General features: G+C 72.5%; 25 protein-coding genes. 12 read left to right on the plus strand and 13 right to left on the minus strand.

Annotated elements, in window-relative coordinates; translation table 11 throughout:
- The first annotated feature begins 21 nt into the window (after positions 1-21).
- Positions 22-633 carry a dTDP-4-dehydrorhamnose 3,5-epimerase family protein gene (locus ACWEGE_RS07615; RefSeq protein ID WP_449659626.1) on the plus strand — a complete coding sequence of 204 codons (612 nt, stop codon included), beginning with the start codon at positions 22-24 and terminating at the stop codon, positions 631-633.
- A gap of 29 nt (positions 634-662) precedes the next feature.
- Entirely contained in the window at positions 663-1,664 is a 1,002-nt protein-coding gene (rfbB, locus tag ACWEGE_RS07620) for a dTDP-glucose 4,6-dehydratase (RefSeq protein ID WP_449659627.1), read from the plus strand.
- Positions 1,665-1,878: 214 nt separating this feature from the next.
- Here rfbB and ACWEGE_RS07625 read toward each other — a convergent pair whose 3' ends face one another.
- Positions 1,879-2,541 (minus strand): LmbU family transcriptional regulator, encoded by a 663-nt coding sequence (locus ACWEGE_RS07625; RefSeq protein ID WP_449659628.1) that lies wholly within the window; start codon positions 2,539-2,541, stop codon positions 1,879-1,881.
- Positions 2,542-2,711: 170 nt separating this feature from the next.
- Between ACWEGE_RS07625 and ACWEGE_RS07630 the strand changes: the two genes are divergently transcribed.
- From ACWEGE_RS07630 to ACWEGE_RS07650, 5 genes are all read left to right on the plus strand, one after another.
- Positions 2,712-3,140 carry a helix-turn-helix domain-containing protein gene (locus ACWEGE_RS07630; protein WP_449659629.1) on the plus strand — a complete coding sequence of 143 codons (429 nt, stop codon included), beginning with the start codon at positions 2,712-2,714 and terminating at the stop codon, positions 3,138-3,140.
- An 88-nt stretch (positions 3,141-3,228) separates the two neighbouring features.
- The gene (locus ACWEGE_RS07635; RefSeq protein ID WP_449659630.1) at positions 3,229-3,708 is read left to right on the plus strand and encodes a hypothetical protein; all 480 of its coding nucleotides are present in this window, start codon (positions 3,229-3,231) and stop codon (positions 3,706-3,708) included.
- 4 nt (positions 3,709-3,712) lie between these two features.
- Positions 3,713-5,008 (plus strand): MAB_1171c family putative transporter, encoded by a 1,296-nt coding sequence (locus ACWEGE_RS07640; protein ID WP_449659631.1) that lies wholly within the window; start codon positions 3,713-3,715, stop codon positions 5,006-5,008.
- Positions 5,005-6,174 carry a PucR family transcriptional regulator gene (locus ACWEGE_RS07645; protein ID WP_449659632.1) on the plus strand — a complete coding sequence of 390 codons (1,170 nt, stop codon included), beginning with the start codon at positions 5,005-5,007 and terminating at the stop codon, positions 6,172-6,174. The genes ACWEGE_RS07640 and ACWEGE_RS07645 overlap by 4 nt, the downstream gene beginning before the upstream one ends.
- A 126-nt stretch (positions 6,175-6,300) precedes the next feature.
- Positions 6,301-6,744 (plus strand): peptidase inhibitor family I36 protein, encoded by a 444-nt coding sequence (locus ACWEGE_RS07650; RefSeq protein ID WP_449659633.1) that lies wholly within the window; start codon positions 6,301-6,303, stop codon positions 6,742-6,744.
- 15 nt (positions 6,745-6,759) lie between these two features.
- Here ACWEGE_RS07650 and ACWEGE_RS07655 read toward each other — a convergent pair whose 3' ends face one another.
- On the minus strand, positions 6,760-8,349 hold the full coding sequence (locus tag ACWEGE_RS07655) for a long-chain-fatty-acid--CoA ligase (RefSeq protein WP_449659634.1): 1,590 nt from the start codon (positions 8,347-8,349) through the stop codon (positions 6,760-6,762).
- Between the two features lie 125 nt (positions 8,350-8,474).
- On the opposite strand from ACWEGE_RS07655, the gene ACWEGE_RS07660 reads away from it, so the two are divergent.
- The gene (locus ACWEGE_RS07660) at positions 8,475-9,248 is read left to right on the plus strand and encodes a maleylpyruvate isomerase family mycothiol-dependent enzyme (RefSeq protein WP_449659635.1); all 774 of its coding nucleotides are present in this window, start codon (positions 8,475-8,477) and stop codon (positions 9,246-9,248) included.
- Between the two features lie 76 nt (positions 9,249-9,324).
- On the opposite strand, the gene ACWEGE_RS07665 is transcribed toward ACWEGE_RS07660, so the two are convergent.
- Complete coding sequence (locus ACWEGE_RS07665; RefSeq protein WP_449659636.1) at positions 9,325-10,503, minus strand: MFS transporter; 1,179 nt, start codon at positions 10,501-10,503, stop codon at positions 9,325-9,327.
- Positions 10,504-10,552: 49 nt separating this feature from the next.
- Here ACWEGE_RS07665 and ACWEGE_RS07670 point away from each other — a divergent pair, with 49 nt between their 5' ends.
- Positions 10,553-11,479 carry a LysR family transcriptional regulator gene (locus ACWEGE_RS07670; protein WP_449659637.1) on the plus strand — a complete coding sequence of 309 codons (927 nt, stop codon included), beginning with the start codon at positions 10,553-10,555 and terminating at the stop codon, positions 11,477-11,479.
- Between the two features lie 3 nt (positions 11,480-11,482).
- Here ACWEGE_RS07670 and ACWEGE_RS07675 read toward each other — a convergent pair whose 3' ends face one another.
- Positions 11,483-12,151 (minus strand): TetR family transcriptional regulator, encoded by a 669-nt coding sequence (locus ACWEGE_RS07675; protein ID WP_449659638.1) that lies wholly within the window; start codon positions 12,149-12,151, stop codon positions 11,483-11,485.
- A 140-nt stretch (positions 12,152-12,291) separates the two neighbouring features.
- Between ACWEGE_RS07675 and ACWEGE_RS07680 the strand changes: the two genes are divergently transcribed.
- Positions 12,292-13,200, plus strand: a complete 909-nt coding sequence (locus ACWEGE_RS07680; RefSeq protein ID WP_449659639.1) for an SDR family NAD(P)-dependent oxidoreductase — start codon at positions 12,292-12,294, stop codon at positions 13,198-13,200.
- 173 nt (positions 13,201-13,373) lie between these two features.
- Here the strand turns inward: ACWEGE_RS07680 and ACWEGE_RS07685 are convergent, their stop codons facing one another.
- Genes ACWEGE_RS07685 through ACWEGE_RS07700 form a run of 4 tightly spaced genes read right to left on the minus strand, consistent with a single transcriptional unit; the run spans position 13,374 to position 17,596 of the window.
- Entirely contained in the window at positions 13,374-14,549 is a 1,176-nt protein-coding gene (locus ACWEGE_RS07685; RefSeq protein ID WP_449659640.1) for a mandelate racemase/muconate lactonizing enzyme family protein, read from the minus strand.
- A 1-nt stretch (position 14,550) separates the two neighbouring features.
- Entirely contained in the window at positions 14,551-15,378 is an 828-nt protein-coding gene (locus ACWEGE_RS07690; RefSeq protein WP_449659641.1) for a carbohydrate ABC transporter permease, read from the minus strand.
- Positions 15,378-16,322, minus strand: coding sequence for a carbohydrate ABC transporter permease (locus ACWEGE_RS07695; protein WP_449659642.1), 945 nt, complete (start codon positions 16,320-16,322; stop codon positions 15,378-15,380). Before ACWEGE_RS07695 ends, ACWEGE_RS07690 begins: the two co-directional genes overlap by 1 nt.
- Positions 16,323-16,327: 5 nt before the next feature.
- Positions 16,328-17,596 (minus strand): ABC transporter substrate-binding protein, encoded by a 1,269-nt coding sequence (locus ACWEGE_RS07700; RefSeq protein ID WP_449659643.1) that lies wholly within the window; start codon positions 17,594-17,596, stop codon positions 16,328-16,330.
- Positions 17,597-17,750: 154 nt separating this feature from the next.
- Here ACWEGE_RS07700 and ACWEGE_RS07705 point away from each other — a divergent pair, with 154 nt between their 5' ends.
- Both ACWEGE_RS07705 and ACWEGE_RS07710 read left to right on the plus strand, forming a co-directional pair.
- Positions 17,751-18,509, plus strand: coding sequence for a FadR/GntR family transcriptional regulator (locus ACWEGE_RS07705; protein ID WP_449659644.1), 759 nt, complete (start codon positions 17,751-17,753; stop codon positions 18,507-18,509).
- Between the two features lie 28 nt (positions 18,510-18,537).
- Positions 18,538-18,903, plus strand: a complete 366-nt coding sequence (locus tag ACWEGE_RS07710) for an L-rhamnose mutarotase (RefSeq protein WP_449659645.1) — start codon at positions 18,538-18,540, stop codon at positions 18,901-18,903.
- Between the two features lie 87 nt (positions 18,904-18,990).
- Here the strand turns inward: ACWEGE_RS07710 and ACWEGE_RS07715 are convergent, their stop codons facing one another.
- From ACWEGE_RS07715 to ACWEGE_RS07735, 5 genes are read right to left on the minus strand one after another with little or no spacing between them, the layout of a single operon-like run.
- Entirely contained in the window at positions 18,991-20,187 is a 1,197-nt protein-coding gene (locus ACWEGE_RS07715) for a glycosyltransferase (RefSeq protein ID WP_449659646.1), read from the minus strand.
- Positions 20,184-21,647, minus strand: coding sequence for a serine hydrolase (locus ACWEGE_RS07720; protein ID WP_449659866.1), 1,464 nt, complete (start codon positions 21,645-21,647; stop codon positions 20,184-20,186). Before ACWEGE_RS07720 ends, ACWEGE_RS07715 begins: the two co-directional genes overlap by 4 nt.
- A 2-nt stretch (positions 21,648-21,649) precedes the next feature.
- A complete protein-coding gene (locus tag ACWEGE_RS07725; protein WP_449659647.1) occupies positions 21,650-22,330 on the minus strand; it encodes a hypothetical protein in 681 nt (226 codons plus the stop codon).
- Positions 22,327-23,535: a cytochrome P450 family protein gene (locus ACWEGE_RS07730; RefSeq protein WP_449659648.1), complete on the minus strand. Its 1,209-nt coding sequence runs from the start codon at positions 23,533-23,535 to the stop codon at positions 22,327-22,329. The genes ACWEGE_RS07725 and ACWEGE_RS07730 overlap by 4 nt, the downstream gene beginning before the upstream one ends.
- A 23-nt stretch (positions 23,536-23,558) precedes the next feature.
- Positions 23,559-24,431 (minus strand): TauD/TfdA dioxygenase family protein, encoded by an 873-nt coding sequence (locus ACWEGE_RS07735; protein WP_449659649.1) that lies wholly within the window; start codon positions 24,429-24,431, stop codon positions 23,559-23,561.
- Between the last annotated feature and the right edge of the window lie 6 nt (positions 24,432-24,437).

The raw sequence follows: 24,437 nt of genomic DNA on the forward strand, positions 1-24,437 counted from the left end.
GGCTCGCCAGGGAGGAATGCCATGTGGTCGCGTGAACTGGCCGTGGACGGCGCAATCGAGTTCACCGCGCGGAAGTACCCCGACGACCGGGGCTTCTTCGTCTCGCCCTACCAGCGGCCGGCCTTCGTCGAAGCGGTCGGCAAGCCGCTCGCCGCGGTCGCCCAGACCAGCTACAGCTGCTCGCGGCGAGGGGTGATCCGGGGTGTCCACTTCACCAGGACCCCGCCCGGCTGCGCGAAGTACGTGTACTGCCCGAAAGGCGCCATCGTCGACTTCGTGGTCGACCTGAGGGTCGGTTCGCCGACGTTCCGCCGCTGGGACTCGGTCGTGCTGGGGCCGGCGGATTGCCGGTCGGTCTACCTGCCGGTCGGGGTGGGGCACGCGTTCTTCGCGCTGGAAGACGACAGCCTGATGACCTACCTGCTCTCGGAAAGCTACGCCCCGGAACAGGAGCTGGGGCTGGCGGTGCTCGACGCGGAGCTCGGCCTGCCGATCCCGGCCGGGCCGCTGGTCATGTCCGAACGCGACCGGACCGCGCCCACCCTGGCGGAGGCGATGAACGCCGGGATCCTGCCGGACTACCAGGCGTGCCTGGCCCTGGAAAAGCAGCCGGCGGGCGTCCTGGACTCCTGACCGCGACCACCGGCATTCGTGAGGAGAACATGTCCACCATCCTGGTCACCGGCGCCGCCGGGTTCATCGGATCGAACTTCGTGCGCCACTGGCGCGCCGGCCATCCCGGCGACACCGTCGTCGCCTTCGACGCCCTGACCTACGCCGGCACCCGGGAGAGCCTCGCCGACGTGGCGGACGTCCCGTTCGTGCACGGCGACATCCGGAACGGGCAGCTCGTCGAGCACGTGCTGCGCGCGCACGGGGTCGACGTCGTGGTCAACTTCGCCGCCGAGTCGCACAACAGCCTGGCGATCCTGCGGCCGAGCGAGTTCTTCGCCACCAACGTGATCGGCACTCAGCAGCTGCTGGAAGCGTGCCGCAGGACCGGGGTCGCCCGGTTCCACCACGTCTCCACCTGCGAGGTGTACGGGGACATGGCACTCGACGAAACGGCCGCGTTCACCGAGGAATCGCCGTACCGGCCGCGGACGCCGTACAACGCCTCGAAAGCGGGCGCGGACCACGCGGTGCGCGCGTACCACCTGGCCTACGGGCTCCCGGTGACGATCACGAACTGCGCCAACAACTACGGGCCGTACCAGTTCCCCGAGAAGGTCATCCCGCTGTTCGTCACGCGTGCCCTGCGCGGCCGGGAACTGCCGCTGTACGCCTCGACGAAGAACCGGCGCGAATGGCTGCACGTGACCGACCACTGCCGGGCGATCGAGGCGGTGCTCGACCGGGGCCGGGTGGGGGAGACCTACCACGTGGGCAGCGGGTTCGAGGCCGACATCGAGGTGGTCGCCGACCTGATCATCGCCGAGCTCGGGCTGGACGCCTCGATCAAGACGATCGTGCCGGACCGGCCGGCCCACGACCGGCGCTACCTCCTGGACTCGACGAAGCTGCGGACCGAGCTCGGGTGGGCGCCGACGGTCGGCTTCGGACCGGGCCTGCGCGACACGATCTCCTGGTACCGCGAGCACGAACCGTGGTGGGCCCCGCTGCTGGACCGGTCCCCGGTCGACGAAGCCGCCTGGGCCCGCTGACGAACCCGGAACCCGCGTGATCCGGCCCGGATCTCGCGTGATCGAAGCCGTATTCCACGTGATTGGGGCCGGAACTCACGAGTTCCGGCCCCAATCACGCCAGTTCCGGCCCCGATCACGTGGGTTCCGGGCCCAATCACGCCGGTTCCGGGCCCAATCACGCGGGATCCGGGCCCGGTTGCGTGGGTTCCGGGCCCGGTTGCGTGGGGTTGGGTCAGCCGGGCGAGCCGGTGGGGACCGCGGACTCCGCCGCGCCGTCCAGCACCGCGACCACCCAGGCCACGAAATCGGTTTCGGAGGTCGATTCCGCCGCCCGCATCCAGCGTTGTTTCTGGCTCAGCGGCACGGTCATCTGGATCCGCAGCGGGGGATCGGCGGTCTCGGGTGCGCCGGAGCCGAGCCGGCGGCTGGCCCGGACGCGGTTGCGCAGCTCGTTGCGCGACCAGCCGAACCGTTCGGCCCGTTCGAGCCACTGGTCCTGTTCCGCGGGCGCGAGCGCGGCGAGTTCGGCGTGGTGCTGGAAGCTCACCGTCGCCCGTCTCCGGTGCACCGCGAACTGCCGGGCGACCCAGGCGTAGTTGCGCAGCGTCTGGTAATCGAGCGACGTTTCTTCGATGGCTTTCTTGTAGAGGTTGGGATACTTGTCCTGGCCGTAGATCAACCAGTCGCCGAGCCACCACGACGACGACTCGGACAGTGCGTTGATCTGGTGGCCGATCCGGCTCCACTCCTGGATCGGCGTGTCCGGTGGCAGGCTGAAACTGGTCCGCCTGGTCATCGCGGTCGGTGGCAGTGGTGACCGTGGTGGTTGTGCGACGCCGGGTTCCCCGCGCCGGACGCTGCTTTCGGTGAGCTGCTGCCCGCTTGCTGTCCCCATCTGGACTCCCCAGTAGCGAATCGCCCGTGGTTCACGTGAGTTCATGTTCGCTGACTGCAGCATAAACTCAGGCGCGAAGGGGCGTCAACTGAGATGGAGCAATGCCGCGTCCTCGTCGCCACGTCAGCTGGTGGATCAGTTAGACTTGGCGCGGGCAAGAGGAGGAATGGATGCCGCAGTCTTCTCCGGGTGGCGAACGAACCCTTGCCGCGAAGATCGACCACCTGTTCCGCACGGTGCGGCCGCGCAGCGGCAAGGAGTACAGCTTCGAGGAAGTCGCCGAGGCCATCCGCGGCAGTGACGGCGCGACCATCTCGGCCACCTACCTCTGGCAGCTGCGCAAGGGCGTGCGCGACAACCCGACCCGGCGGCACCTGGAAGCCCTCGCGCGCTTTTTCGGCGTTCCCCCCGCCTATTTCTTCGACGAGTCGACAGCCACCCAGGTCGACGCCGAACTGGCGTTGCTCGCGGCCTTGCGCGACGCCTCGGTGCGGCAGATCGCGTTGCGGGCTTCGGGGCTCTCGCCCAAGACGTTGAACGCGATAACCCAGTTGGTCGAGAGCGCGCGGGAAATCGAAGGACTGCCCGACGACGACTGACGAACACGGGTGCCGCCGGGTCACACAGGGCGCCGTGATTCGGGCACTATGGGGGCCAGGACCATTTCGTCCTGGGGGAGGTGTGACGGTGTGGACCCTCCGGCGGCTGCGCCGCAGGTGCGAAGCCATCGCGGCGGAACTGCCGCTGACGAATCCCTTCGACGTCCACGACCTGTGCCGTCAGGTCGCCCAGCGCCGGGGACGGCCGATCCACCTCGTGCCGATCACCGGCATGGGCGAGGCGCACGGCCTGCTGATGGCCACCGATTCGGCGGACCTGATCTTCCACGAAGTCGCGACCTCGTGGCCCCACCAGGAACACATCATCCTGCACGAGCTGAGTCACCTGCTGTGCGGCCACTACTGCGAAGACCTGACCGCGGCCGGCCAGATCCGCGAGCTGATCCCGCACCTCGACGCCAAGATCATCCGCAGCATGCTGGCCCGCACGTCCTACCAGGCCCCGGAGGAGCTCGAGGCCGAGCTGCTCGCTTCGGTCGTGCGGCAGCGGGCGGCACTCGTCGGCCCGGACACGATGAACAGCCGGATCAGAGCCGCGTTCGACTGAGCCGATGGCCCCCTTCACCGATTGGCTCCGCAGCTACGGGCCGGCGCTGCTGGCCTGCCTCGCCGTCGTCGTCCGGATCGCCCGGAGCAGGCACCGGCGCCGGGCCGGCGAGGTGGCGATCTGGGTCGTCTCGCTGTGCATCGCGTCGTCACTGGTGCTGCAGGCACCCTCGGTGTACCGCGCGGTGGGGGAGTTCACCGGCGTCCCCAACATCGCCAGGCTGGCCAACCACGGCTTCATCCTCGTCGCCGCGGTGGCCGGGCAGGACTTTCTGCTGCGGATCAACCGGCCGGAGCTGGCCAAGCGGCGGCTGCTGCCGCACACGATCTGGGCGGTGACCGCCTTCGCCGCGATGTGCCTGTTCTTCCTGATGAGCCGCACGGGGGTGAACGACATCCGGTTCGCGGCCCGGTACGGGCGCACGCCGGGGGTGCTGGAGTACTGGCTCGTGTACGTCGCCGGGCTGGTGCCGGCGCTGCTGGACGTGGCCCGGCTCGCGGCCTGGTACGCGGCGAGGTCGACCGAGACCGTGATCCGGCTGGGCCTGCAGCTGATCGCCGTCGCAATGCTGTCCTTGGTGCTGTACCACGTGCACAAAGCGGCGTTCTTCGCGGCGCGGCGCTTCGGTCTGGACTACCCCCGGTCCCTCGCCGGCCCGCTGGACCGCTACCTGCCGGCCCTGTCCGCCCTGCTCGTGATCGTCGGCATCGTGCTGCCGGCCTGGCGCACCCCGGTCGCGGTCAGCAGCTACCTGACCCACCTGCGGCTGCGCCCGCTCTGGCTCGCGTTCTACACGGTCGTCCCGCGGATCGCCTTCGTGCCACCGAGGTCCCTGCTGCGGGAACTGCTCGACTTCCGCGACACCGGCCTGCGGCTCTACCGCCGGGTGGTGGAGATCCGCGACGGCCGGCTCGCCGTGCTCGCCCACCTGGACCCCGGAATCGCCGCGGCGGCAAGGGAGTCCGCGCTCGGCGCGGGGTTGTCGGGGCAGAAGCTTGACGCGCACGTGGAAGCGGTCACGCTGGCCGCGGCGCTGCGCGCGGTGGCGGACGGCGCGGAGCCGCCGGGCCAGGCCGCCGCGCTGGCCGTGCCCGGCGGCAGTGACCTGGACAGCGACATCGCTTTCCTCAAGGCGGTGGCCACCGCGTACCGCAGGCTCGGTTCCGGCCGCGTAACGGAACCGGACCGGCACCCGATGGACGAACCGGGGACCCGGGGGAACGTGCGCGTCGAGCCGCCGTTGCCGGACCTCGGCCGCGCCCGATCGCAGCGCTTCGACGGGGAGGACGGACCGGGATGAGCAGCCTGCTGGCGGAACTGCGGAAACGGGCCGACGCCAACGCACGGGCGGAGCTCGAAGCCTACGAGCGCGAGCTGCCGGACTACCGGGTCCGCGCCGAGGACCCGCGGTCCCGCGCGGAAACGCTGGACTACGCGGTGTGGTTCCGCCGACACACGGTCGAACTGGTTTCGGAAAGCCGTGGGCTGTCCGACGATGACCTGTCCTTCATCGGCGACATCGGCCGGAAGCGGGCCGAGGACGGGTTTTCCACCGGCGCCGCGCAACGCGTCCTCGCCCTGCACGCCACCTTGATGCTGCGCGAGATCAACGACGTGGCGGACGGCGACGACCTGGCGGAGCTGCTGCACCTCACGGCCTGGTTCGGCGAGCAGGGCGCCCGGGGCAGCGGCCGCTACCTCGAGGGATACCTGACGGCGCAACGGCTCCGGCTTTCGGTCCGCAAGCGCCTGCACGACCTCGTCGACCTGCTGCTGGCCGGGGACCCCTCGGCTCCCGGCCTCGCGCGCGAGCTCGGCGTCTGCCTCCACGACCACTACCTCGCCGTGGTGCTGCGGTTTCCCGGGCGCCCGCCCGGTCGCGACGACGACACCGACGACCTCGTCGAGTCGGTGTTCAAGCTGCACGCGGTGCCGATCGCCTGGCCGCAGCCGGACGAGCTCGTGGCGCTGCTGCCCGCGTGTCCCGCCGGGGAGACGCCCGCGGACGAGGCGCTGCCCGTGGTGCGCGACCTCGCCGGGGCGGTGGCGGCGGCCTGCCGGGTCGGTGTCGCGGCCGGTCCGGCGGAGCGGCTGGCCGAGACGGTGTCCACGGCGCGCCAGGTGGCCGAGGTCGCGCCGGTGCAGCGGATTCCCCGGGCGCTGCCGGGGATCGGGGACGTCTTCGTCGAGCTCGGGGTGGTGCGGGTACCCGAGGTGGACCGGTGGCTGCGCGATGTCGCCCGGCAGCTCGCGAACGGCCCGGACCTGGTGCGGACGCTCGACGTCTACTACCGCAACGACATGAACCGGCTGCCCGCCGCCGTCGCGCTGCACATCCACCCCCGGACCCTCGACTACCGCCTCCGCCGGGTGCGGGAGGTGACCGGGGTCGATCCCGCTTCGACGAAGGGGATCCGCATCCTCACCGCCGCCGTCGCCCGCCTGCTGGCCGGCGCGTGGAGCTGATTGCGCTCCGTGCCAACGCGGTGCGCGGCACGGGGCGCGGTTTTGCGCGCGGTGACAACGATTTTCCCCCGGGGCGGTGGCTACGCTCGCCTGCGTTTGCCGCCCACGGAGAGGGAGTAACCGCAGATGTCGAGATTTCGATCCCGTGCCGCCGCGCTCGCGGGCATCGGCGCAGCCTTTTTCCTGACGCTCACGGGTGTCGCCGCCGCCCAGCCCGCCGCTGCGGCCGCGTTGCCCGCCGCCGCGCTCGCCTCCTGCCCGGCCGGCTCGGTCTGCCTCTACGAACACAAGGACTTCGGGGGGACCATCCTGGTCATCCCGGCCGGCGACGCCTACCCGGACCTCCGCGCCTTCGCCTGCGCGGGGTGCCGCAGCTCCAAGCACAACAACAACAACGGAACCTGGTCCGATCAGCTCAGCTCGTGGGTCAACAACACCGGCCAGGTGTACTGCTGGTACTGGCACGAGGGTTACGTCGGCCGTGACGCCACGCTCATGAACGCCGGCACGGCGCTCGGTTACGTCGGCAAGGACCCGAACGACCAGGCTTCCTCCATCGGTCCCTGCTGAGCCCCTGCCCCGGGGTCACGCCCTGGTGCCGTGCAGGCGTGCCCCCGGGTCCGGCAGGGCGTAGGCGATGTCCGTCCCGGCGCGTTCCCAGACGACGTCGGCGCAGTCCGTGCCCTCGCCGGAAAGCTGCCGCTTGAGGACCTTGAACGTCGAGGTCCGCGGGAGTTCCCCGGCCAGGCGCACGTACCGGGGCACCTGCTTGGGCCCGAGATCCGGCTGGGCGGCGAGGAACCGGCCGAAGCCGGCGGGGTCCAGGGGCGTGCCGCCGGTGACGATCGCGGCCATCACCTGGTCCCCGGTCACCGGGTCGGGCACCGCGTAGACGGCGGCCTCGGTGATCGCGGGATGCCGCAGCAGGATGCGCTCGATCGGGGCGGTGCCGAGGTTCTCGCCGTCGACGCGGAGCCAGTCGCCGAGCCGTCCGGCGAAGTAGCAGAAGCCGTCGGCGTCGGCGTAGGCGAGATCGCCGGTGTGGAACCTGCCGTCGCGCAGCCGTTCCGCGTCGGCCTGCGGGTCCCGGTAGTAGCCGGCGAACCAGCCGGCGCCCGCGGTGTTGACCAGTTCGCCGACGGCCTCGGCGGCGTTGACCAGCCGGCCGGCGGCGTCGAACTCGGCCGGGGGACACGGGCGGCCGGTGTCCGGGTGCAGGATCGCGACGTCACCGGCCGGCCGGCCCAGCGAGCCGGGCGGGGTGTCGTCGGTGCGGGCGAACCCGACGCCGCCTTCGGTGGAGCCGAACGCGTCGACGACCTTGCAGCCGAAGCGGTTCTCGAACGCGGTCAGGTCGGCGCTCGCGCCTTCGTTCCCGTAGACGAGGCGCAGGGGGTTGTCCGCGTCGTCCGGGCGCGGCGGCGTGGCGACCACATAGGACAGTGGCTTGCCGACGTAGCCGGCGTAGGTCGCCCCGAACTTCCGCACGTCGGGCAGGAAGCCGGAAGCGGAGAACCGGCGGCGCAGGGCGATGCCCGCACCCGCCGCGAGCCCGACGGCCCAGCCGGCCATGATCGCGTTGGAGTGGAACATCGGCATCGTGACGTAGACGGTGTCCGAAGCGGACAGCCCGAAGCGCTCGGCGAGCATGGCGCCGGGGAAGGCGATCTTGCCGTGGGTGCAGCGCACGGCCTTCGGGTCGCCGCTGGTGCCGGAGGTGAAGATCAGCATCAGCAGGTCGTCCGGGGCCGCGGGGACCGGCTCGATCGGGTCGTCCGGTGGCGCCCAGGATTCGAGGTCGCGCACGGCGATCCCGCCGAGGTCCAGCCCCGCCAGCAGGGGCCGGTACTTCCGTTCGGCGAGCACGAACTGGCAGTCGGCGAGCCGGGCGTCCCGGGCGAGGGCGGCCCCGCGCCGGGTGGGGTTCAGCCCGACCAGCACCGCCCCGGCGAACGCGCAGGCACCCAGGAGGAAGGAGAACGCCGGCACGTTGTCGGCCAGGACGCCGACGTGGGGCGGATCGTCCGGGCGCAGCGCCGCGCGCAGGCCGCCTGCCCAGCGCGCGGACGTCCGGACGTGCTCGGCCCACGACCACGTTTCGTCCTCGAACCGCAGGCCCGGACGTTCGTCGGCGGCGCGGGCCAGCAGCAGCTCGGTCACCGTCGGGACGCTCATCCGCGCACCTCCAGGCCATGGCGGGCAGAACTGAAACAGGTTCTACTTCTACCACGGTGACGGCCGCGGGGTCCACCGCGCCGATCGGCGGAACACCCGGGCGCCTCCGGGAGTTGACCACGGGCATGAGCCAACTCGTGGACCGCACGATCACCGCCCTCCGCTCCGAGCACGACACCCTCGCCGCCCTCGTCCGCGGCTTCACCGACGAGCAGCTGGCCGCGCCCAGCGGGGCCGCCGAGTGGACCGTTGCCCAGGTCCTTTCCCACCTCGGCAGCGGCGCCGAGATCGGCCGCGCGCCGATCGCCACAGCCACCGGCGAGACCGTCGCCGCCGAAGACAACCGGACGATCTGGGCCCGCTGGGACGGGTCCGCGCCGCGTGCGCAGGCCGAAGGTTTCCTGGAGCACAACGGCCGCTGGCTCGAAACCGTCGAGGCGCTCACGCCCGAGCAGCGTTCGTCGCTGACCGTCGACCTCGGCTTCCTGCCGGAGCCGGTGCCGCTGGTGACCGCGCTCGGCATGCGGCTGAGCGAGGTGGCCAACCACTCATGGGACGTGCGCGTTGCCTTCGACTCCGGTGCCGGCGTCGACGCCGGCTCGGCCGAAGTGCTGGTCGACCTCCTGACCGGGCCGGTCGGGTTCATGCTGAACTTCCTCGCGAAGCCGGCCGAGCTCGCGCACCCGGTGTCGGTCGCCGTGCCCGGGGCCGGGCTGGTGATCGACGACACCGCCACCGTCGTGGACCACCTCGAGGCGCCGTCCGCGACCTTCACCGGGCCGGCGGAGGCGTTCGTCCGGCTCCTCAGCGGCCGCCTCAAGGCGCCGTACGACAAGGACGTCACCGTCGAGGGCGAGGTCACGCTCGACGACCTGCGCCGGGTGTTCCCCGGCTTCTGAGCCGCCGGTGGCTCTCCAGGAGCCCGCCCGGCCGCCGCCGTGGATCACCGCGCAAGTACTCATCGGACTGTCGTGGTCAGGGATTCCGGCGGCGCAGGGCGGGCCCGAGCGCCCGCTGGGCGGTGAACAGCGCGATCCCGCCGAGCGCGCAGGACACGCCGAGGGCGGTCGGGCCGGCCAGTTCGAGCACCGCGGTTCCGGCCAGCGGGCCGAGCACCGCGCCGACGCTCCACGTGGTCGAAGCCAGGCCCAGGTACCCGCCGCGCAGTCCGGCCGGGGCGAGGCCGGCGAAGGTGTCGCCGAACCGGACGGCGATCCCGATCTGGCCGAGCGTCCAGAGCAGGACCGAGCCGGCCACACCCGCGGTGCCGTGGCTCACCGCGCCGAGCCCGGCGCCGAGCCCGGCCAAGAGCATCGAGACGGCGGACACCGTGGGGGCGCCGCGGTCGGCGAGCAGCCGGACCGCCACCGGCTGGAGGGCCACGACGGCGATCCCGTTCAGCGCCAGCACCCCACCGTAGGCCGCCGGGCCGAGGCCGCGCGCCGCCATCAGCAGCGGCAACGTCGTGAACGTCTGCAGGAACAGCGTGAAGTAGCCGACGTGCAGCGCCAGCAGCGCGAGCATCAGCCGGTCGCGCAGGACGACCGGCAGCAGCGCCCGCCGCGTCCGCGCCGGCCCCGCCGGACGGGTTTCCGGCACCTGGAACCAGACGATCAGCGCCGCGGCCAGCGACGCCGTCACGTTGACCCAGAACAGGAGGCCGTAGCCGTCCTTGGCGAGGATCCCCGCGGCGATCGTGGCGACCGAAAACCCGAGGTTGGCCGCCCAGTAGAGCATCCCGAACGCGCGGATCCGCTGTTCCGCGGGCAGATCGGCCACCGCGGCCGACCCGGCCGGGCGGAACAGCTCGAGCGTCAGCCCGGCGCCGGCGGCGGCCGCCCAGATGCCGGGCAGCGTGTCCGCCGAGCCGAGCGCGGTGAGTGCCGCGGCGGCCCCGAGAAACCCGGCCAGCATGGTGTTGCGCCGGCCGATCCGGTCGCCGAGCCAGCCGCCGAGCAGCTGGGAACCGATGTCGCCCAGGCCGACCGCCGCCACCACCGAGCCCGCGGTCGCGGGGGAGAGGTGCTGCGCCTGGGTCAGGTACAGGACCAGGAACGACCGCACGACGCCGCCGGCGCGGCCGACGAAGTGCGTGGCCGCGAGGGCCCAGACGAGTTTGGGGAGCGCCTGCCGGGTGGCGGTGGTGGTGGTCATGGGAATGACGCTAGGTCCGGAAAGACATCACGAAAAGCGATGATTTCCGATGAAGTCGATCGCTATCGGCTATGTTTTCGCCATGGGTGACTTCGAGCTGCGCCACCTGCGGACCATGGCCGCCATCGCCGAGGAGGGCACGTTCGGGCAGGCGGCCGCGCGGCTCGGCTACACGCAGTCCTCGGTGAGCCAGCAGATCGCCGCACTGGAGAAGGCCGTCGGCGGTGCGGTGTTCGACCGGCCCGGCGGCCCGAGGCCGGTCCGGATCACGCGGCTCGGCGAGGTGGTCCTGACCCACGGCCGTGAGCTGCTGGCGAAGGCGGAGACGCTGACCGACGCCGTCGACCGGTTCCGGGCTGGGCACGGCCGCATCGACATCGGCACCTTCCAGAGCGTGTCGAACCTGGTCCTGCCGTCCGTCATCCGCAGGCTGCTGGACGAGCACCCCGGCTGCGACATCAGGCTGTCCGACGTGCCGCCGGAGGACCCGCGCCTCGGGGAGCTCGACCTGCTGTTCCACGACGGCCCGGTCGACGGTGACGTCGAGCACGTGAAGCTGTTCGACGAGCCGTACCTGCTGGTGACGGGGGCGGGCGCGCTGCCGTCGGGGCCGGTGCGGGCCAAGCGGCTCGACGACGTGCCGATGGTCGGCTGGCCGCCCACCCACCACCAGCGGTGGCTGGAGCGCACGCTCGCCCGGGCGGGCGCACAGCCGCGGTTCGTCTTCCGCACGACGGGCCACGAAACGATCCTGTCGATGGTGCGGGCGGGCATCGGCTGGGCGGTGCTGCCGTGGCTGGCGTTGCACGGCCAGGACGCCTGGTCCGACGCCGAGCTGGACATCCACCGGCTGACGCCGTCGCCGGAGCGGGAGCTGTCCCTGTACCGGCCGGCCGGGCGCACCGAATCGCCCCTGGCGATCCGGGTGCGCGAGATCGCCGTCGAGGTGGCGCGGGAGCTGGCCGGACGGATCTGACCGTCAGCCGGTGCGGGCCATGGCTCCGGTGATCAGCAGGGCCAGTCCGTGCTGCAGGGCCGGCGCCAGGTCCAGGCGCAGCGCGGCCAGTGCGGGGTCCGCTTCGTACGCCGCGAGGGCGCTGGGTGACGGGCGGCAGTGCGTCCACAGCCCGCCCGCCAGGATCATCGCCAGCAAACACACCGGCGCCGCTTCGCCGCCGACCTCGGGCACGGCGCCGCGGAGCAGCTCGGCCATCGTGTCCAGTCCGCCGAGGGCGGAGCGCTTGAACCGCACCACCACGTCGGTGGACACGTTGTGCTCCAGCACGCCCGCCTGTGCGCCGATGAGGTCGCACAGCACCGTGCGGCGGGCCAGTGACCGGGACACCACCGCCGCGAACGCCTCGGCCCGCTCGGGTGCGGGGCGGTTCGGGTCGACCCCGTCGGCCACTTCGCCTGCCACTTCGGCCAGCCACTCGCGCAGCGCGCGGTCCAGCAGTTCGAGCAGCACGGCCTCGCGGGATTCGAAGTAGCGCAGGACGTTCGACTTGGCCAGGCCGACCCGGCGGCTGAGCTCGTTCAGGCTGACCTCGGCCACCGGCATCTCGTCGAGCATCTTCAGCGCCGTGTCGAGGATCGTGCGGCGCCGCTCCTCCCGCTGCTCCGCGCTGCGCGCCCGCTGGAACGTCATGAGACCAGCGTAACGCCACTGCGCCGAGATTGGAGACCGGCAGTCTCTTGACAGCAGACCGGCGGTTCCTTAGCGTCGATGACATAACAGACCGACGGTCCGCAAGGGCTGTGATGCAGAAGAGACGCAGGAGGACTGCCATGAGCGACAACTGGACCGAGCGCGAGGTCCCGAGCCAGCGCGGCCGCGTGGCCGTGATCACCGGCGCCAACACCGGCCTCGGGTTCGACACGGCGAAGGTGCTGGCCGAGCGCGGCGCGACGGTGGTGCTCGCCGTCCGCGACGTCGAAAAGGGCAAGCAGGCGGCCGCCCGGCTCGGCGCGGACGCCGATGTCACCGTGCAACAGCTGGACCTGGCGTCCCTGGAGTCCGTCCGGGCCGCCGCGGCCGACCTGCACGCCACGCTGCCGAAGATCGACCTGCTGATCAACAACGCCGGCGTCATGTACCCGCCGCGCCAGACCACCCGGGACGGCTTCGAGCTGCAGTTCGGCACGAACCACCTCGGGCACTTCGCGCTGACCGGCCTGCTGCTGGACCTGCTGCTGCCGGTCGAGGGGTCCCGGGTGGTGACGGTCGCCAGCATTGCCCACCGCGTCCGCGCGAAGATCCGCTTCGACGATCTCCAGTGGGAGAACTCCTACGACCGCGTGGCGGCCTACGGGCAGGCGAAGCTCGCGAACCTGATGTTCGCCTACGAGCTGCAGCGCCGCCTGGCCCCGCACGGCACGACGACGTCGATCGCGGCGCACCCGGGCGTGGCCCGCACGGAGCTGATGCGGAATTCGCCGGCCGTGCTGCGGGCGGTTTTCCCGGTGGTGGCGCCGTTGTTCACCCAGAGCTCGGAGCGCGGGGCGCTGCCGGTCCTGCGCGCGGCAACGGACCCCGCCGCCCTCGGTGGCCAGTACTACGGCCCGGCGGGCCTGGGCGGTTACCGCGGGCGCCCCGAGGTGGTGGCCTCGAGCCCGCAGTCCTACGACGCGTCGGTCCAGCGGCGGCTGTGGGCGGTTTCGGAGGAGCTGACCGAGGTCAAGTTCCCGGTCGGGTGAGCGGGGCTACCGGTTCAGCCGGTGAGGGTGCCCTCGGGACGCGTGATTCCGGAGCCGGCACGTGTGATGGCAACGTCGACACGCGTGATCAGGGCGACGACACGGCGGCCCACCCCGTGTCGACCCTTCAATCACGTGTGCCGACCCTGGAATCACGTGTGCCGGCCTTTCGATCACGCGAGTTCCGCTGCCGGGCGGTGGCCGTTGCCGGAGGCCGGGAGCAGGTGGTAGCCCGCGCGGTCCGGCCGGATGTGGGATCCGCCGGAGGCCGGGTCGGGCAGGCGGTGCGCCGCCGCCGCGATGGCCGCCTCGTCGAGCTGGATGCCCAGGCCGGGGCGGTCGCTGAGGATGAACGCGCCGTCGCCGATCTCGTGGGCCAGGGTGACGCCGACCGGGGGGTGGAGGTCCTGCAGCTCGCTGACCAGGTGGTTGGGCACCGCGGTCGCCGCGTGCACCAGGCCGACCGGGGTCGTGCCGATCGGGCTCACCGGCAGGTCGTGGGCGTGGGCGAGGGCGGCGACCCGCAGGAAGTGGGTGACGCCCCAGCCCGCGGCCGTCTGGACGACGTCGACCGCCCCGGCCGCGATCAGCGGCCGGTGCTGTTCCAGCCCGGTGAGGTTCTCCCCGGTCGCGACCGAGGCGCGGACACCCCGGCCGACCGCCGCGTGGCCGTCCACGTCCCAGCGCCGCACCGGTTCCTCGATCCAGGTCAGGTCGAGGGTCCGTTCGAGCTCGGCGATGTGCCGGACGGCCTGCTTGCGCGTCCAGTTCTCGTTGACGTCCAGCATCAGCCCCGGCCGGCCGCCGCCCGCTTCGGACAGGACGTCGCGGACCAGGGCGAGCCGCCGGTGGTCGCGGTCGATGTCCAGCCCGCCCTTGAGCTTCGCCGCGCGCAGCCCGTGGCCGGCGTAGGTCCGGTACAGCGCCGCCAGCTCGTCGTCGTCCAGTGCGATGTCGAGACCCGAGGCGTAGGCGGGCACGCGGCGGTCCCGCCCGCCGAGCAGCCGCCACAGCGGTTCGCCCGCCAGCTGCGCCTTGATGTCCCACAACGCCGTGTCGAAGCCGCCGATGGTGCCGAACACCGCGCCGGCGTGCCCCGCCTTGAACGTCCGCCGCAGCATCCGGTCGTAGAGCGCGGTCACGCCCCGCGGGTCTTCGCCTTCGATCGCGGCGAAGACGGTCTCCGCCTCCACGTGGGCACCGAGCCCGACGCCGGTGACGCCTTCGTCGGTTTCGACGACGACGAGCGGCATCCGGACGACACCGCCGGCGTGGACGCCGTTGGCGTCACCGATCGGGCGGCCCCAGTCCTGGACGGTCGTGAGGGCCCGGAAGCCAGTGATCCGCATGTCATCCCTTCGTGGACCCGGCGGTGACCCCGTCGGCGATCTGGCGTTGCAGGAACAGGTAGACGAGCAGCACCGGCACCGCGGCGATCAGCACCCCGGCCGCGAAGGTGGGGATGTCGGCGGAGTACTGCCCGCGCAGCGCCGTCACCCCGACCATCAGCGTGCGGTGCTCCGCGGACGGCATCAGCAGCAGCGAGATCAGGACGTCGTTCCAGCAGAAGAGCGCGTTGAGCACGCCGACCGACAGCAGTGCCGGGGCACCCAGCGGCAGCATGATCCGCCAGTAGACGCCGTAGACGGTGGTGCCGTCGACGCGGGCGGCGTCGACGATCTCCGACGGCACCGCCGAGTAGAAGCTGGTCATCAGGAACACCGTGAACGGCAGGAACTGCGCCACGTAGGCGAGCACCAGCCCGGGGTAGGTGTCGATGAGCCCGGTGCCCGCCATGATCCGCGCCAGCGGCACCATGATCACCTGGAACGGCACGAACAGCGCGGCGAGGATGCCCAGGAACACCACCGACGACCCGCGGAAGCGCAGCCGCCCGAGCGCGAAGCCCGCCATCGACCCGAGCAGCAGCAGGATCGCGACCGAGCACACCACGACGACGACCGAGTTGAAGAAGTACCGCGACATCCCCACGCTCGTCCACGCCCGGGCGATGTTGTCCCAGCGCAGCGAGCCGGCCGGGGCGAACCGGTCGAGGGTGTATTCGCGGCGGTCCTTCATGGCGACGTTCGCGGTGAACACCAGCGGGTAGATCGTCGCCAGGGCCAGCGCGGCCATCGGGACGGCGGCGAGCCACTTCGTGAGCCGGGAAGCCGACATCAGTCCTCCCTCCCCGCGCGGCGCAGGATGCCGATCTGGGCCAGGCCGACCACGAGCATGATCAGGAACAGCACGGTGGACGCCGCGGAGGCGAGCGCGGGCTGGTTCAGGTTCCCCTGCTGGAACCAGACGTAGTACTCGGGCAGGTAGGTCGACCCCGCCGGGCCGCCCGCGGTCATCACGTACAGCAGGCCGAACATCGAGGTCAGCATCCCGATCATGGTGGTGACGAAGACGAACTGGATGGTCCGGGACAGGCCGGGGACGATCACGTGCCGGATGGTCTGCAGCAGCGACGCACCGTCCACTTTGGCCGCGTCCAGCAGCGAGGAGTCCAAAGTGGAAAACCCGGCCAGGAAGACGACCAGCGCCATGCCGAACGTCGCCCAGACGTGCACCCCGACGACGGCGAAGATCGCCACCCCCGGGTTCCCGAGCCAGTCCACCGGGCCGAGACCGACCAGGCCGAGCAGGGCGTTGACCGGCCCGTCGAAGGCCAGCAGCAGGTTGAAGATCGCCCCGACGATCACCGGGGAGAGCACGGCCGGGAAGAAGTAGACGCCGCGGTAGACCCGGTGGCCCGGCACCTTCAGGTGGATGAAGGTGGCGAGCAGGCCGGGAACGGCGACGGCGACCGGGAGCAGCAGCACGAGCAGCCCGACGTTGCGCAGGGCCGTGCGGAACAGCGGATCGTGGAACAGCGTCACGTAGTTGTCGAAGCCGACGGCCGTGCCGTTGCGGTCGCCGTCCCCGGTGAAGGAGAAGTTGACGCCGAGCAGCAGCGGCCACAGCCGCAGCAGCAGGACGACCAGCACGGCCGGGGCGACGAGGACGAGCGGGGCGAAGCGCTCGAGCCGCGTTCCGCGGGCGCGGCGGGCCCGCGCGGGCCGGGCGGTGGGCCGGGCCGGAGCCCGGTCCACCGCGGCGGGGGAGTAACCGGTCACGCTCCTCAGCCCTTGTCCGACGCGGCCAGCTGCTGCAGCACCTCGTCGACCCCGATCGACCCGCTCAGCAGCTGCTGCGAGAGCCGGCCCATGAGGTCGAGCGTCTTCGAGGAGAGGGCGACGTGCAGGGCGGGCTTGCCGGTCTTGACCTGCGAGACGATCGTCGCCACGGCCGGGCCGCCCGCCGAGACGTCGATCGAGGTGTCCGCGGCGATCGCGCCGCTGTCGGCGAAGAAGGACTTCAAGGCGTCGGTCGAGCTCAGCGAGCGGACCAGGTCCGCGGCCAGTTTGGGATCCTTCGTCCCCTTCGCGACCGCGTAGCCGATGCCGCCGTCGTAGGGCAGGGTCGGCGTGGCGGCCGGGTTGACCTGCGGTGCGGTCATCACGCCGACCTTGTCCGCGCCGAGGAACTCGGCGAAGTCCTTCCAGTGCCCGACGTCGGACATCAGGCCGATGACGTTGGCGGCCTTGCCGGACTGGAAGAGCGCGAACGCGTCGTTGAACATCGCGGTGGAGTTGGGGCCGTCGGTGTTCAGCCCGGTGTCGCCGGCCTGCTTCCAGAGCTCGAAGATCCGCTTGACGTCCGGCGAGGTCCAGTCGCGCTTGCCGGCGATCCAGTCGGTGTACTCCTGCGGCGTCAGGGTCGCCGTACCCAGTGCCGACAGCCAGAACTGGATCCCGGCGCCCTCCTTGTTGCCCAGCGCGAGGCACTTCGCGCCGGTCTTGGCGGCGATGGTGCCGCAGTCGCGGACGAACTCCTCCCAGGTCCGCGGCGGGGCGGCGGGGTCGAGCCCGGCCTTCTCGTAGAGCCCCTTGTCGTAGTAGACCGGGTGGCCCTGCAGGGTGACCGGCTCGGCGTAGACCTTCCCGTCCTTGGCGAAGGCGTCCCAGCCGGCCAGCCGCGACCGGTCGTCGGCGACGTAGGAGTCCAGCGGCTCGAGGTCGGCGACGCGGTCGCGGATCTGGCCGCCGCCGTTGAAGAGCATGACGTCCGGCCCCCGCTTGGCCTGGATCGCCGCGCCCAGGAGGGTGTAGTACTGGTCGTAGGGCTGGGCCACGAACTCCACGGTGACGCCGGGGTGCTGCTCGGCGAACGCGGCCTTGGCCTTCGCCACGTAGCTCGCGGCCTTCGCGTCGCCGGATTTCCAGTCCCAGACCACGAGCTTGCCGCTCGCGCCGCCGGTCGGGTTGGCCGGGCCGGCGGCGCTTCCGCAGCCCGCGGTCAACGCCAGCGCCGCCACCAGGGCGGCCGAGAACAGTGTGCGCTGCTTCATCGCTGCTCACTTCTCCAGACGGTGGCCGGACGGGGAGTGGCCCGGCACGGTGCGGCAAAACGTAACTCGTATGACGTATGACGTCAACGTTGCCGCTGTGTAAGCTTCTCGCGTGCGTCCGGCGGAGGTCGGGCGCAGTGCGACCGGAGGAACGATGACGGCTTCAGACCGGCAGCCCGCTGCCCCCGAGTGGGCGCGCCGCCCGGCGAACCTGGCGAGCGCGGTCACCGCCGAACTGGTGGAGCGCGTCGTGCGCGGGGTCCACCCGTCCGGGACGTCGCTGCCTGCCGAACCGGTGCTGTGCGAGAGCTTCTCGGTCAGCCGGACCGTGGTCCGCGAGGCGGTGAAACTGCTGCAGGCGAAAGGCCTGGTCCAGGTCCGCCAGGGCGCGGGCACGGTGGTGAACCCGGCGTCGATGTGGAACATGCTCGACGAGCTCGTGCTGGCCGCGGTGATCGCCGAGGACGAGACCTCGGCCGTCCTGGACGACCTGGTGGTGACGCGCCGGCTGCTCGAATCGGACATGGCGCTGGTCGCCGCCCGGACCGCCGGCCCGGAGGTCGTCGAGCGGCTGGGCGAGCTGGTGGACCTGATGGACGAGCTCGTCGACGACCCCGACGCCTACCGCGAGCAGGACCTCGCCTTCCACGACACGATCATGCAGGTCTCGGGCAACCGCCTCGCCCGTGGCGTGGTGCGCGCGCTGGAGAGCCAGGTCGTCAACACCGCCCGGTACGTGGGACCGGGCGAGCGCGCCCTGTGCGTGGCGTCGAACAAGGGGCACCGCCGCGTCTACGAACGGATCGCGGCGGGGGACGGGGAGGGCGCCGCGAAGGCGATGTTCGACCACATCACCGAAGCGTGGCTCGCGCGCCGCCCCGGCTCCGGCGACCCCGGCCGCCTGGACCGCTGACCGCTTTCCCCGTCCCCGAAGGAGTTCCATGGCCCAGCGTTACGGCATGCTGATCCGCTTGCGCCCGGAGAAGCGCGAGGAGTACCTGCGGCTGCACGCCGCGGTCTGGCCCGGCGTCGAGCGGATGCTGCGGGAGGCCAACATCCGCAACTTCAGCATCTTCCTGCACGACGACCTGCTCTTCGGGTACTACGAATACGTTGGCGAAGACCACGACGCCGATCAGGCGCGCATCGCCGCGGACCCCGAAACGCAGCGCTGGTGGGCGTTGACCGACCCCTGTCAGGAGTCGCTCAGCGAGCGCGAAGGGGGTGCCTGGTGGACGCCGATGCCGGAGGTCTGGCACCTCTCGCCGGAGCCCGCCGAGCGCTCCACCGTGGACGATCCGGCCTAGGCGACCCCGGTCCCGAGCGCCCCGATGTGGCCTTGGTTGCGTCAGACGCGCCGAAGGCCACATCGGGTGCGTTGAAGTCGGCTCTGCTCAGCGCAGCTCGTCGAGCAGCAGGCGCGCGGCCGTCTTCGCGCCGTCGGTGCGGATCGCGTCGCCCAGCGCCGCCGCCCGGGCGCGGGTTTCCGGTGCCAGCGCCGTTTCGAAGGCCGCGGTCAGGGAGGCGAACGTGGCGGCCGGGCCGTCGAGGGCGGCGCCGACCCGGTGCGCGGCCACCTGACCGGCCCAGTACGGGTTGTCCGCCAACCGGATCGGGACCACCACCTGCGGCACGCCCGCCCGCGCGGCCGTCTGCGTGGTGCCCGCGCCGCCGTGGTGGACCACTGCGGCGAGCCGGCCGAACAGGCGCTGGTGGTTGACGTCGCCGACGGCGAAGCAGTCGTCCACGGCCAGGTCGGCCCAGCCGCGGGAGACGAGCACCCGGTAACCGCGGGCGCGGGCCGCCGCCACCGACCAGCCGGCGATGTCCGGTGCCGGGGTGATGCTGCCGAAGCCCACGTAGACCGGCGGCGGGCCGTCGTCCAGGAACGCCGTCAGCTCGGCGGGCAGCGGGCGCTCGTCCACCCGGGTCCACTGTCCGGTTTGGACCACGTCGAGCCCCTCGGCTTCCGGCCACGGCCCCAGCACCGGGTCCGCCGCCAGCCACGGCCGAGCGGAGTAGACGTGGTCGCGGACGTTGTCCACCGGTGGCAGGCCGAGCGCGGCCCGGTGGGTGTTGAGCGGTTCCCGGAACTGCGTGTTCACCCGCTCGGCGTCCAGCTCCCACCGCGTCGGGTGGTCCGCTCCCGGCTGCTCCGGCCAGCCCGGCCGCGGCGGTGGCGCGTGGTGCGGCGACGGCAGGTTGACCGCCGCGTAGGTCGCGTAGACGTAGCGGATGCCCGCGGCTTCGGCCACCGACCGGGCGGCGACCTGCGCCAGGCCGGCGGCCACCAGTGCGTCGCACCCGTCGGCCGCCGCGGGGAGGACGGCGAACTGCGCCTCGAGCAGCTCGTCCCGGTACCGGGTCAGTTCCGCCGGCGTCGGGGGTGCGGTCGTGCGCATCAACGCCCGGACCGGCGGCCCGACGGGCACCGAGCCGATGCCGAGCCCGGCCAGCCGGTCCGTGAACTCCTCGTCCGGCGGGGTGCACATCCGCACGTCCGCGCCGAGCGCCCGGAGCTCGGTCGCGAGGGCCACCAGCGGTTCGACGTCCCCGCGCGTCCCGTACGTGGACAGCAGTACCCGCGTCACCGCGGTGCCCCGGCGTAGAAGCCGACCGGCATCGTGACGTCGGCGCTTGACGCCCCGCACTCCAGCATCCACAGCGCCGCGGCCGGGCCCAGCTCCCGGCCCAGCGCCCCGAGCGCGGCCGGATCGGGCGCCACCGCGCGCGCCTGCGCCACCCCGCGGGCGAAGGCCGCCGGGTCCCAGCCCTCCGCGTCGGCGTCGCCCAGGGAGCGCGCGCCGCCGGCCAGCGTCATGGCCGGCAGCGGGCCGGGCACGCCCAGCAGGCCGTGCGTGCGCTCGCCCAGCAGGACACCCATCCAGTGCGAGCTTTCCGGCGTGGGCCGGGGCCCGGTCCACCGGGGCCGCCCGTCCATGTCCGGGAGCTTCGCCGGCGAACCGGACACCGCCCAGCGGCCCGCCCACTCCACGGCCAGCCCCGGTGCGCTGCGCGTCGCGGGGTTGTGGAACCGGGCCATGTCCCACCGGTTGCCCACCGCGACCGCGGCCAGGTCGCGGTGCGGCCAGACCCGCGCTTCCCACCAGAAGCCCCACGGGAACGCCGCGGTGTGCCCCCACCACCAGTCCTCGCCGAGCTCGGGATCGGCGAGTTCGAGGGTCAGGCCGGAGAACGAGCGGACGCCGTGCGGGCTCGGGCGCTCGACCCGCGGGGCCGCCATGGCCGCGAGCGACTCCGGCCGAACCAGCCCGCGGTCGCCACGGGCGGTGCGCAGCAGGGACTGCAGCAGCCGCGCGAAATCCGCCGCGCTGGTGTACATCCCGACGCCCGGGTAGGCCTCGGTCCGCAGGGGCGGGCTCGGCACGCACCAGTCGCCGAACGCGGCGTACCCGGTGGCGCCACCGGGATTCCCGGTGCCGTCGTCGATGCTCGTGCCCGCCATTCCGGCAGGCGCGAACACCTCCCGGTGGACGCGGGCCGCGTACGGCTCGCCCGCCAGGTGCTCGACCACCCCGCCGAGCACGCCGACCCCGAAGCTGGAGTACACATAGGACCCCGGCGCCGTCGTCAGCGGCCGCGCGCCGCCGTACTCGACGGCGCGGCCGGTCTCGTGCCGCCGCCGGACGTAGTCGAGGATCGGCTCGGCCGGCGCCGTCGGCGCGACCGCGGTGACGATGTCGCCGGAGTAGCCGCCCTGGTGGGCGGCCAGCATCGCGGTGGTGACGGGCGCCGCTTCCGGGCCGCGCAGGCCCGCGGGCAGCACCTGGTCGACCGGCGTGTCCAGCCCGGCCAGCCCGGCCTCGACGAGCTGCAGGAACGCCAGGCCGGTGACGGGCTTGGTGAGCGAGCCGGCCGGGGCGACGGTCCCGGCGGTCATCGGCGTGCGCGTGGCCAGGTCCGCGAACCCGGTCGCGGCCGTGCGCAGGTCGTCGCTCGTCGCCACCGCGACGGCGACGCCGGGCGTGCCGGTGACCGCGGCCAGCCGGGGCAGCACGGTGTCCAGCGCCGCCATCACGTCGTCGAGCATGCTCATCCCTCGGTGGTGTTGTAGTTGACGATCCGCGCCACCATCAGGGCACGGGCCCCGGCCAGCGGGCTGGCGGCGTCGCGGCGCGCCACGTCCGGCAGCCGGTGGGCCTGCTCCGCGGTGACGGCCACCATGCCCCAGAGCGCGTTGAAGCCCGCGGGGTCGGCCGGCTTCTCCGCGGCGGCCTGGACAGTCGCGACGCCGTTTTCGCCGGTCACCGCCAGCGCGCCCATCTGCCGCAGCACGCCGGGATCCCGCTCTTCGGCGGCCACCACGCTCCAGCCCGCCACGTCCGTCTGCCGCACCGCCGCGAGCAGGCCGGCCACGTCGCTGACGACGATGTCGGGCAGGACCAGCGCCACCGGGCCCCGCGTCAGCGGCAGGGCGCACCGGATCGCCCCGTCGAGCCCCGGTTCGGCCACGTCGTCCTGGTAGACGAAGACCAGCTGGAAGGTCCCGGCGTAGCGGGCCAGGTACTTCACCGTGTCCAGCTTGTGCGGGCCGATCACGACGACCACGCGCACGCTGAGCCCGCTCTTCACCAGCTCCACCACGGCCTCCAGGCTGCGGTCCAGCACGGTGATCCCGGGCGCGAGGCAGTGCAGCTCCTTCGCGTACGGCGCGCCGAAGCGTGTCCCGAACCCGGCGCAGGGCAGGATGACCGAAACATCGGGGGCGTTCACCGCAGCCGCACCTGGAGGGCGACCCGGTGCCGGGCCCGCGGCAGCGGCACCCACGCCGCCTCGGCCACCGGCGTCACGGCCGGGAACCGCTCGAACAAGCTCCGCAGCGCGACCTCGGCCTCGAGCTTCGCCAGCGCGACCCCGAGGCAGAAGTGCGGCCCCCACCCGAATCCGACACTGCCCTCCCGGCCGCCGTGCTCGGCCTGCCAGCGCACGTCCGCGGTGTGCGGGTGCGCGAACTGCGCCGGGTCGCGGTTGGCCGCGCCGAGGACCGCCTGCACCGGGTCGCCCGCCCGGATGCGCACCCCGCCGACCTCCAGGTCCGTGGCCGCGTACCGCAAGCGGGCCAGCTGGACTGGGCCGTCCGTGCGGACCAGCTCGCGCACCGCGGCCGGCCACAGCTGCGGCTCCGCACGCAGCAGCTCCCGCTGGGCCGGGTCGCGCATCAGCGCCAGCGCCGCGTTGGCCAGCATGTTCGCCATCGTTTCGTGCCCCGCGAGCACCAGGAACACCACGAGCGCCACCGCGTCGACGTCGGTCAGGTCGTCCTGGGCGACGACCTCGCTGAGCAGGTCCTCCCGCGGTTCGGCGCGGCGGCGGTCCACCAGCGCGTGGCAGTAGGCGAACATCTCGCCCAGCGTCGGCGTGATCCGCGCCGGGTCGCCGTCCACGAGTACCTTGCCCCAGCGCCACCAGTCCGCCCAGTCCGCTTCGGGCACGCCGACCAGCTCGCACACCACCGCCATGGCCACCGGGTAGGCGTAGTCGTCGAGCAGGTTCGATGTCTCACCCAGGCCGTCGAGCAGCTCGTCGACGATCTCCTGCACCCGCGGGCGCAGCGTGGCGACCCGCGTCGCGCCGAACGCGTGGCTGATGCTCCGGCGCAGCCGCGCGTGCTCGGCGCCGTCGAGGCTGAGCAGGCTCGCCCGCAGGTAGGGCAGGTGCTCCGGGGGCGTGCCCAGCGCGAGGAACGCCTCTTCCTGCGTCTGCGCGCCCCGGCCGGGCAGGCCGGCGGGGTCGTTGCGCACGGCCGGGTCCGCCAGCACGGCGCGGACTTCGGCGCTGCCGGTGACCAGCCAGCCCTCCTCGCCGCCGGCCAGCCGGGCCCGGCAGACCGGCGCCGTGGCCTGGATGCGGTCGTAGCCGCGCATCGGATCGTCGAGGACGGCCGGATCGCGGACGTCCACCACGGGTTCGGACGACATGGAACTCCTCGGGGAAAGAGGGGTCAGCCCTTGAGCGGGCCGCCGTTGATGGCGACGCGGTGACCGAAGCGGGTGTGCGGGTAGTAGTCGTAGGTCGCGTGGTGCTGGACGCAGCGGTTGTCCCAGAACACCAGCGTGTTCGGCTCCCAGCGCACGCGGCAGGCGAGCATCGGCCGGTTCGGCACGAGCGAGAACAGCAGGTCGAGCACGGCCTGGCTTTCGTCGGCCGACAGCTGCGGGATGCGCGAGGTGTAGGCCGGGTTGACGTACAGCAGCGGCCGGTCGGTTTCCGGGTGCCGCACCACCACCGGGTGCTCGCTGACCGGCGGCTCGTACCCCTCCGGGATCTTGTGGCCGCGGAACGCGTGCGCGCCGTCGTGGATCGCGGTCAGCCCGGCCAGCAGTTCCTTCAGCTTCGGCGACAGCATGTCGTAGGCGAGGTGCATGTTCGCGAAGAGCGTGTCGCCGCCGCTGCCCGGCTCGGGCATCCGCGTGATGTGCAGCATCGAGCCCAGCGACGGCTCGGCGTCGGCGGTGCCGTCGGCGTGCCAGCCGTTGCCGAACACGGTGGCCGACTCCGGCGCGGTCGCGACCTCGAGGATGTACGGGTCGCCGTGCTCGGGCGGCGGGTTCACCGGACGCAGCTCGCCGAAGGCCGCGGCGAGCCGCTTGTGGTCCTCGACCGTGATGTCCTGGTCGCGGAACACCAGCACGTGGTGGTCGAGGAAGGCCGTCTTCAGCTCGGTGAGCTGTTCTTCGGTCAGTTCCCGGGTCAGGTCGAGGCCGGTGACCTCGGCGCCGATCACCGGGGTCAGGCCCCGCACCGCCAGTGTCCGGTAGGCGCGCGCCGGCCGCGTCGTGATCCGCTTGACGGCGTCGAGTTCGTACTGCTCCATGGTTTC

Source organism: Amycolatopsis sp. NPDC004747 (genome assembly GCF_053601335.1).

Coding starts and splice junctions, on each gene's coding strand:
- ACWEGE_RS07615 (WP_449659626.1), top strand. CDS start 22: ATGTGGTCGCGTGAACTGGCCGTGGACGGCGCAATCGAGTTCACCGCG.
- rfbB (WP_449659627.1), top strand. CDS start 663: ATGTCCACCATCCTGGTCACCGGCGCCGCCGGGTTCATCGGATCGAAC.
- ACWEGE_RS07625 (WP_449659628.1), bottom strand. CDS start 2,541: ATGGGGACAGCAAGCGGGCAGCAGCTCACCGAAAGCAGCGTCCGGCGC.
- ACWEGE_RS07630 (WP_449659629.1), top strand. CDS start 2,712: ATGCCGCAGTCTTCTCCGGGTGGCGAACGAACCCTTGCCGCGAAGATC.
- ACWEGE_RS07640 (WP_449659631.1), top strand. CDS start 3,713: ATGGCCCCCTTCACCGATTGGCTCCGCAGCTACGGGCCGGCGCTGCTG.
- ACWEGE_RS07645 (WP_449659632.1), top strand. CDS start 5,005: ATGAGCAGCCTGCTGGCGGAACTGCGGAAACGGGCCGACGCCAACGCA.
- ACWEGE_RS07650 (WP_449659633.1), top strand. CDS start 6,301: ATGTCGAGATTTCGATCCCGTGCCGCCGCGCTCGCGGGCATCGGCGCA.
- ACWEGE_RS07655 (WP_449659634.1), bottom strand. CDS start 8,349: ATGAGCGTCCCGACGGTGACCGAGCTGCTGCTGGCCCGCGCCGCCGAC.
- ACWEGE_RS07660 (WP_449659635.1), top strand. CDS start 8,475: ATGAGCCAACTCGTGGACCGCACGATCACCGCCCTCCGCTCCGAGCAC.
- ACWEGE_RS07665 (WP_449659636.1), bottom strand. CDS start 10,503: ATGACCACCACCACCGCCACCCGGCAGGCGCTCCCCAAACTCGTCTGG.
- ACWEGE_RS07670 (WP_449659637.1), top strand. CDS start 10,553: ATGAAGTCGATCGCTATCGGCTATGTTTTCGCCATGGGTGACTTCGAG.
- ACWEGE_RS07675 (WP_449659638.1), bottom strand. CDS start 12,151: ATGACGTTCCAGCGGGCGCGCAGCGCGGAGCAGCGGGAGGAGCGGCGC.
- ACWEGE_RS07680 (WP_449659639.1), top strand. CDS start 12,292: ATGAGCGACAACTGGACCGAGCGCGAGGTCCCGAGCCAGCGCGGCCGC.
- ACWEGE_RS07685 (WP_449659640.1), bottom strand. CDS start 14,549: ATGCGGATCACTGGCTTCCGGGCCCTCACGACCGTCCAGGACTGGGGC.
- ACWEGE_RS07690 (WP_449659641.1), bottom strand. CDS start 15,378: ATGTCGGCTTCCCGGCTCACGAAGTGGCTCGCCGCCGTCCCGATGGCC.
- ACWEGE_RS07700 (WP_449659643.1), bottom strand. CDS start 17,596: ATGAAGCAGCGCACACTGTTCTCGGCCGCCCTGGTGGCGGCGCTGGCG.
- ACWEGE_RS07705 (WP_449659644.1), top strand. CDS start 17,751: ATGACGGCTTCAGACCGGCAGCCCGCTGCCCCCGAGTGGGCGCGCCGC.
- ACWEGE_RS07710 (WP_449659645.1), top strand. CDS start 18,538: ATGGCCCAGCGTTACGGCATGCTGATCCGCTTGCGCCCGGAGAAGCGC.
- ACWEGE_RS07720 (WP_449659866.1), bottom strand. CDS start 21,647: ATGCTCGACGACGTGATGGCGGCGCTGGACACCGTGCTGCCCCGGCTG.
- ACWEGE_RS07730 (WP_449659648.1), bottom strand. CDS start 23,535: ATGTCGTCCGAACCCGTGGTGGACGTCCGCGATCCGGCCGTCCTCGAC.
- ACWEGE_RS07735 (WP_449659649.1), bottom strand. CDS start 24,431: ATGGAGCAGTACGAACTCGACGCCGTCAAGCGGATCACGACGCGGCCG.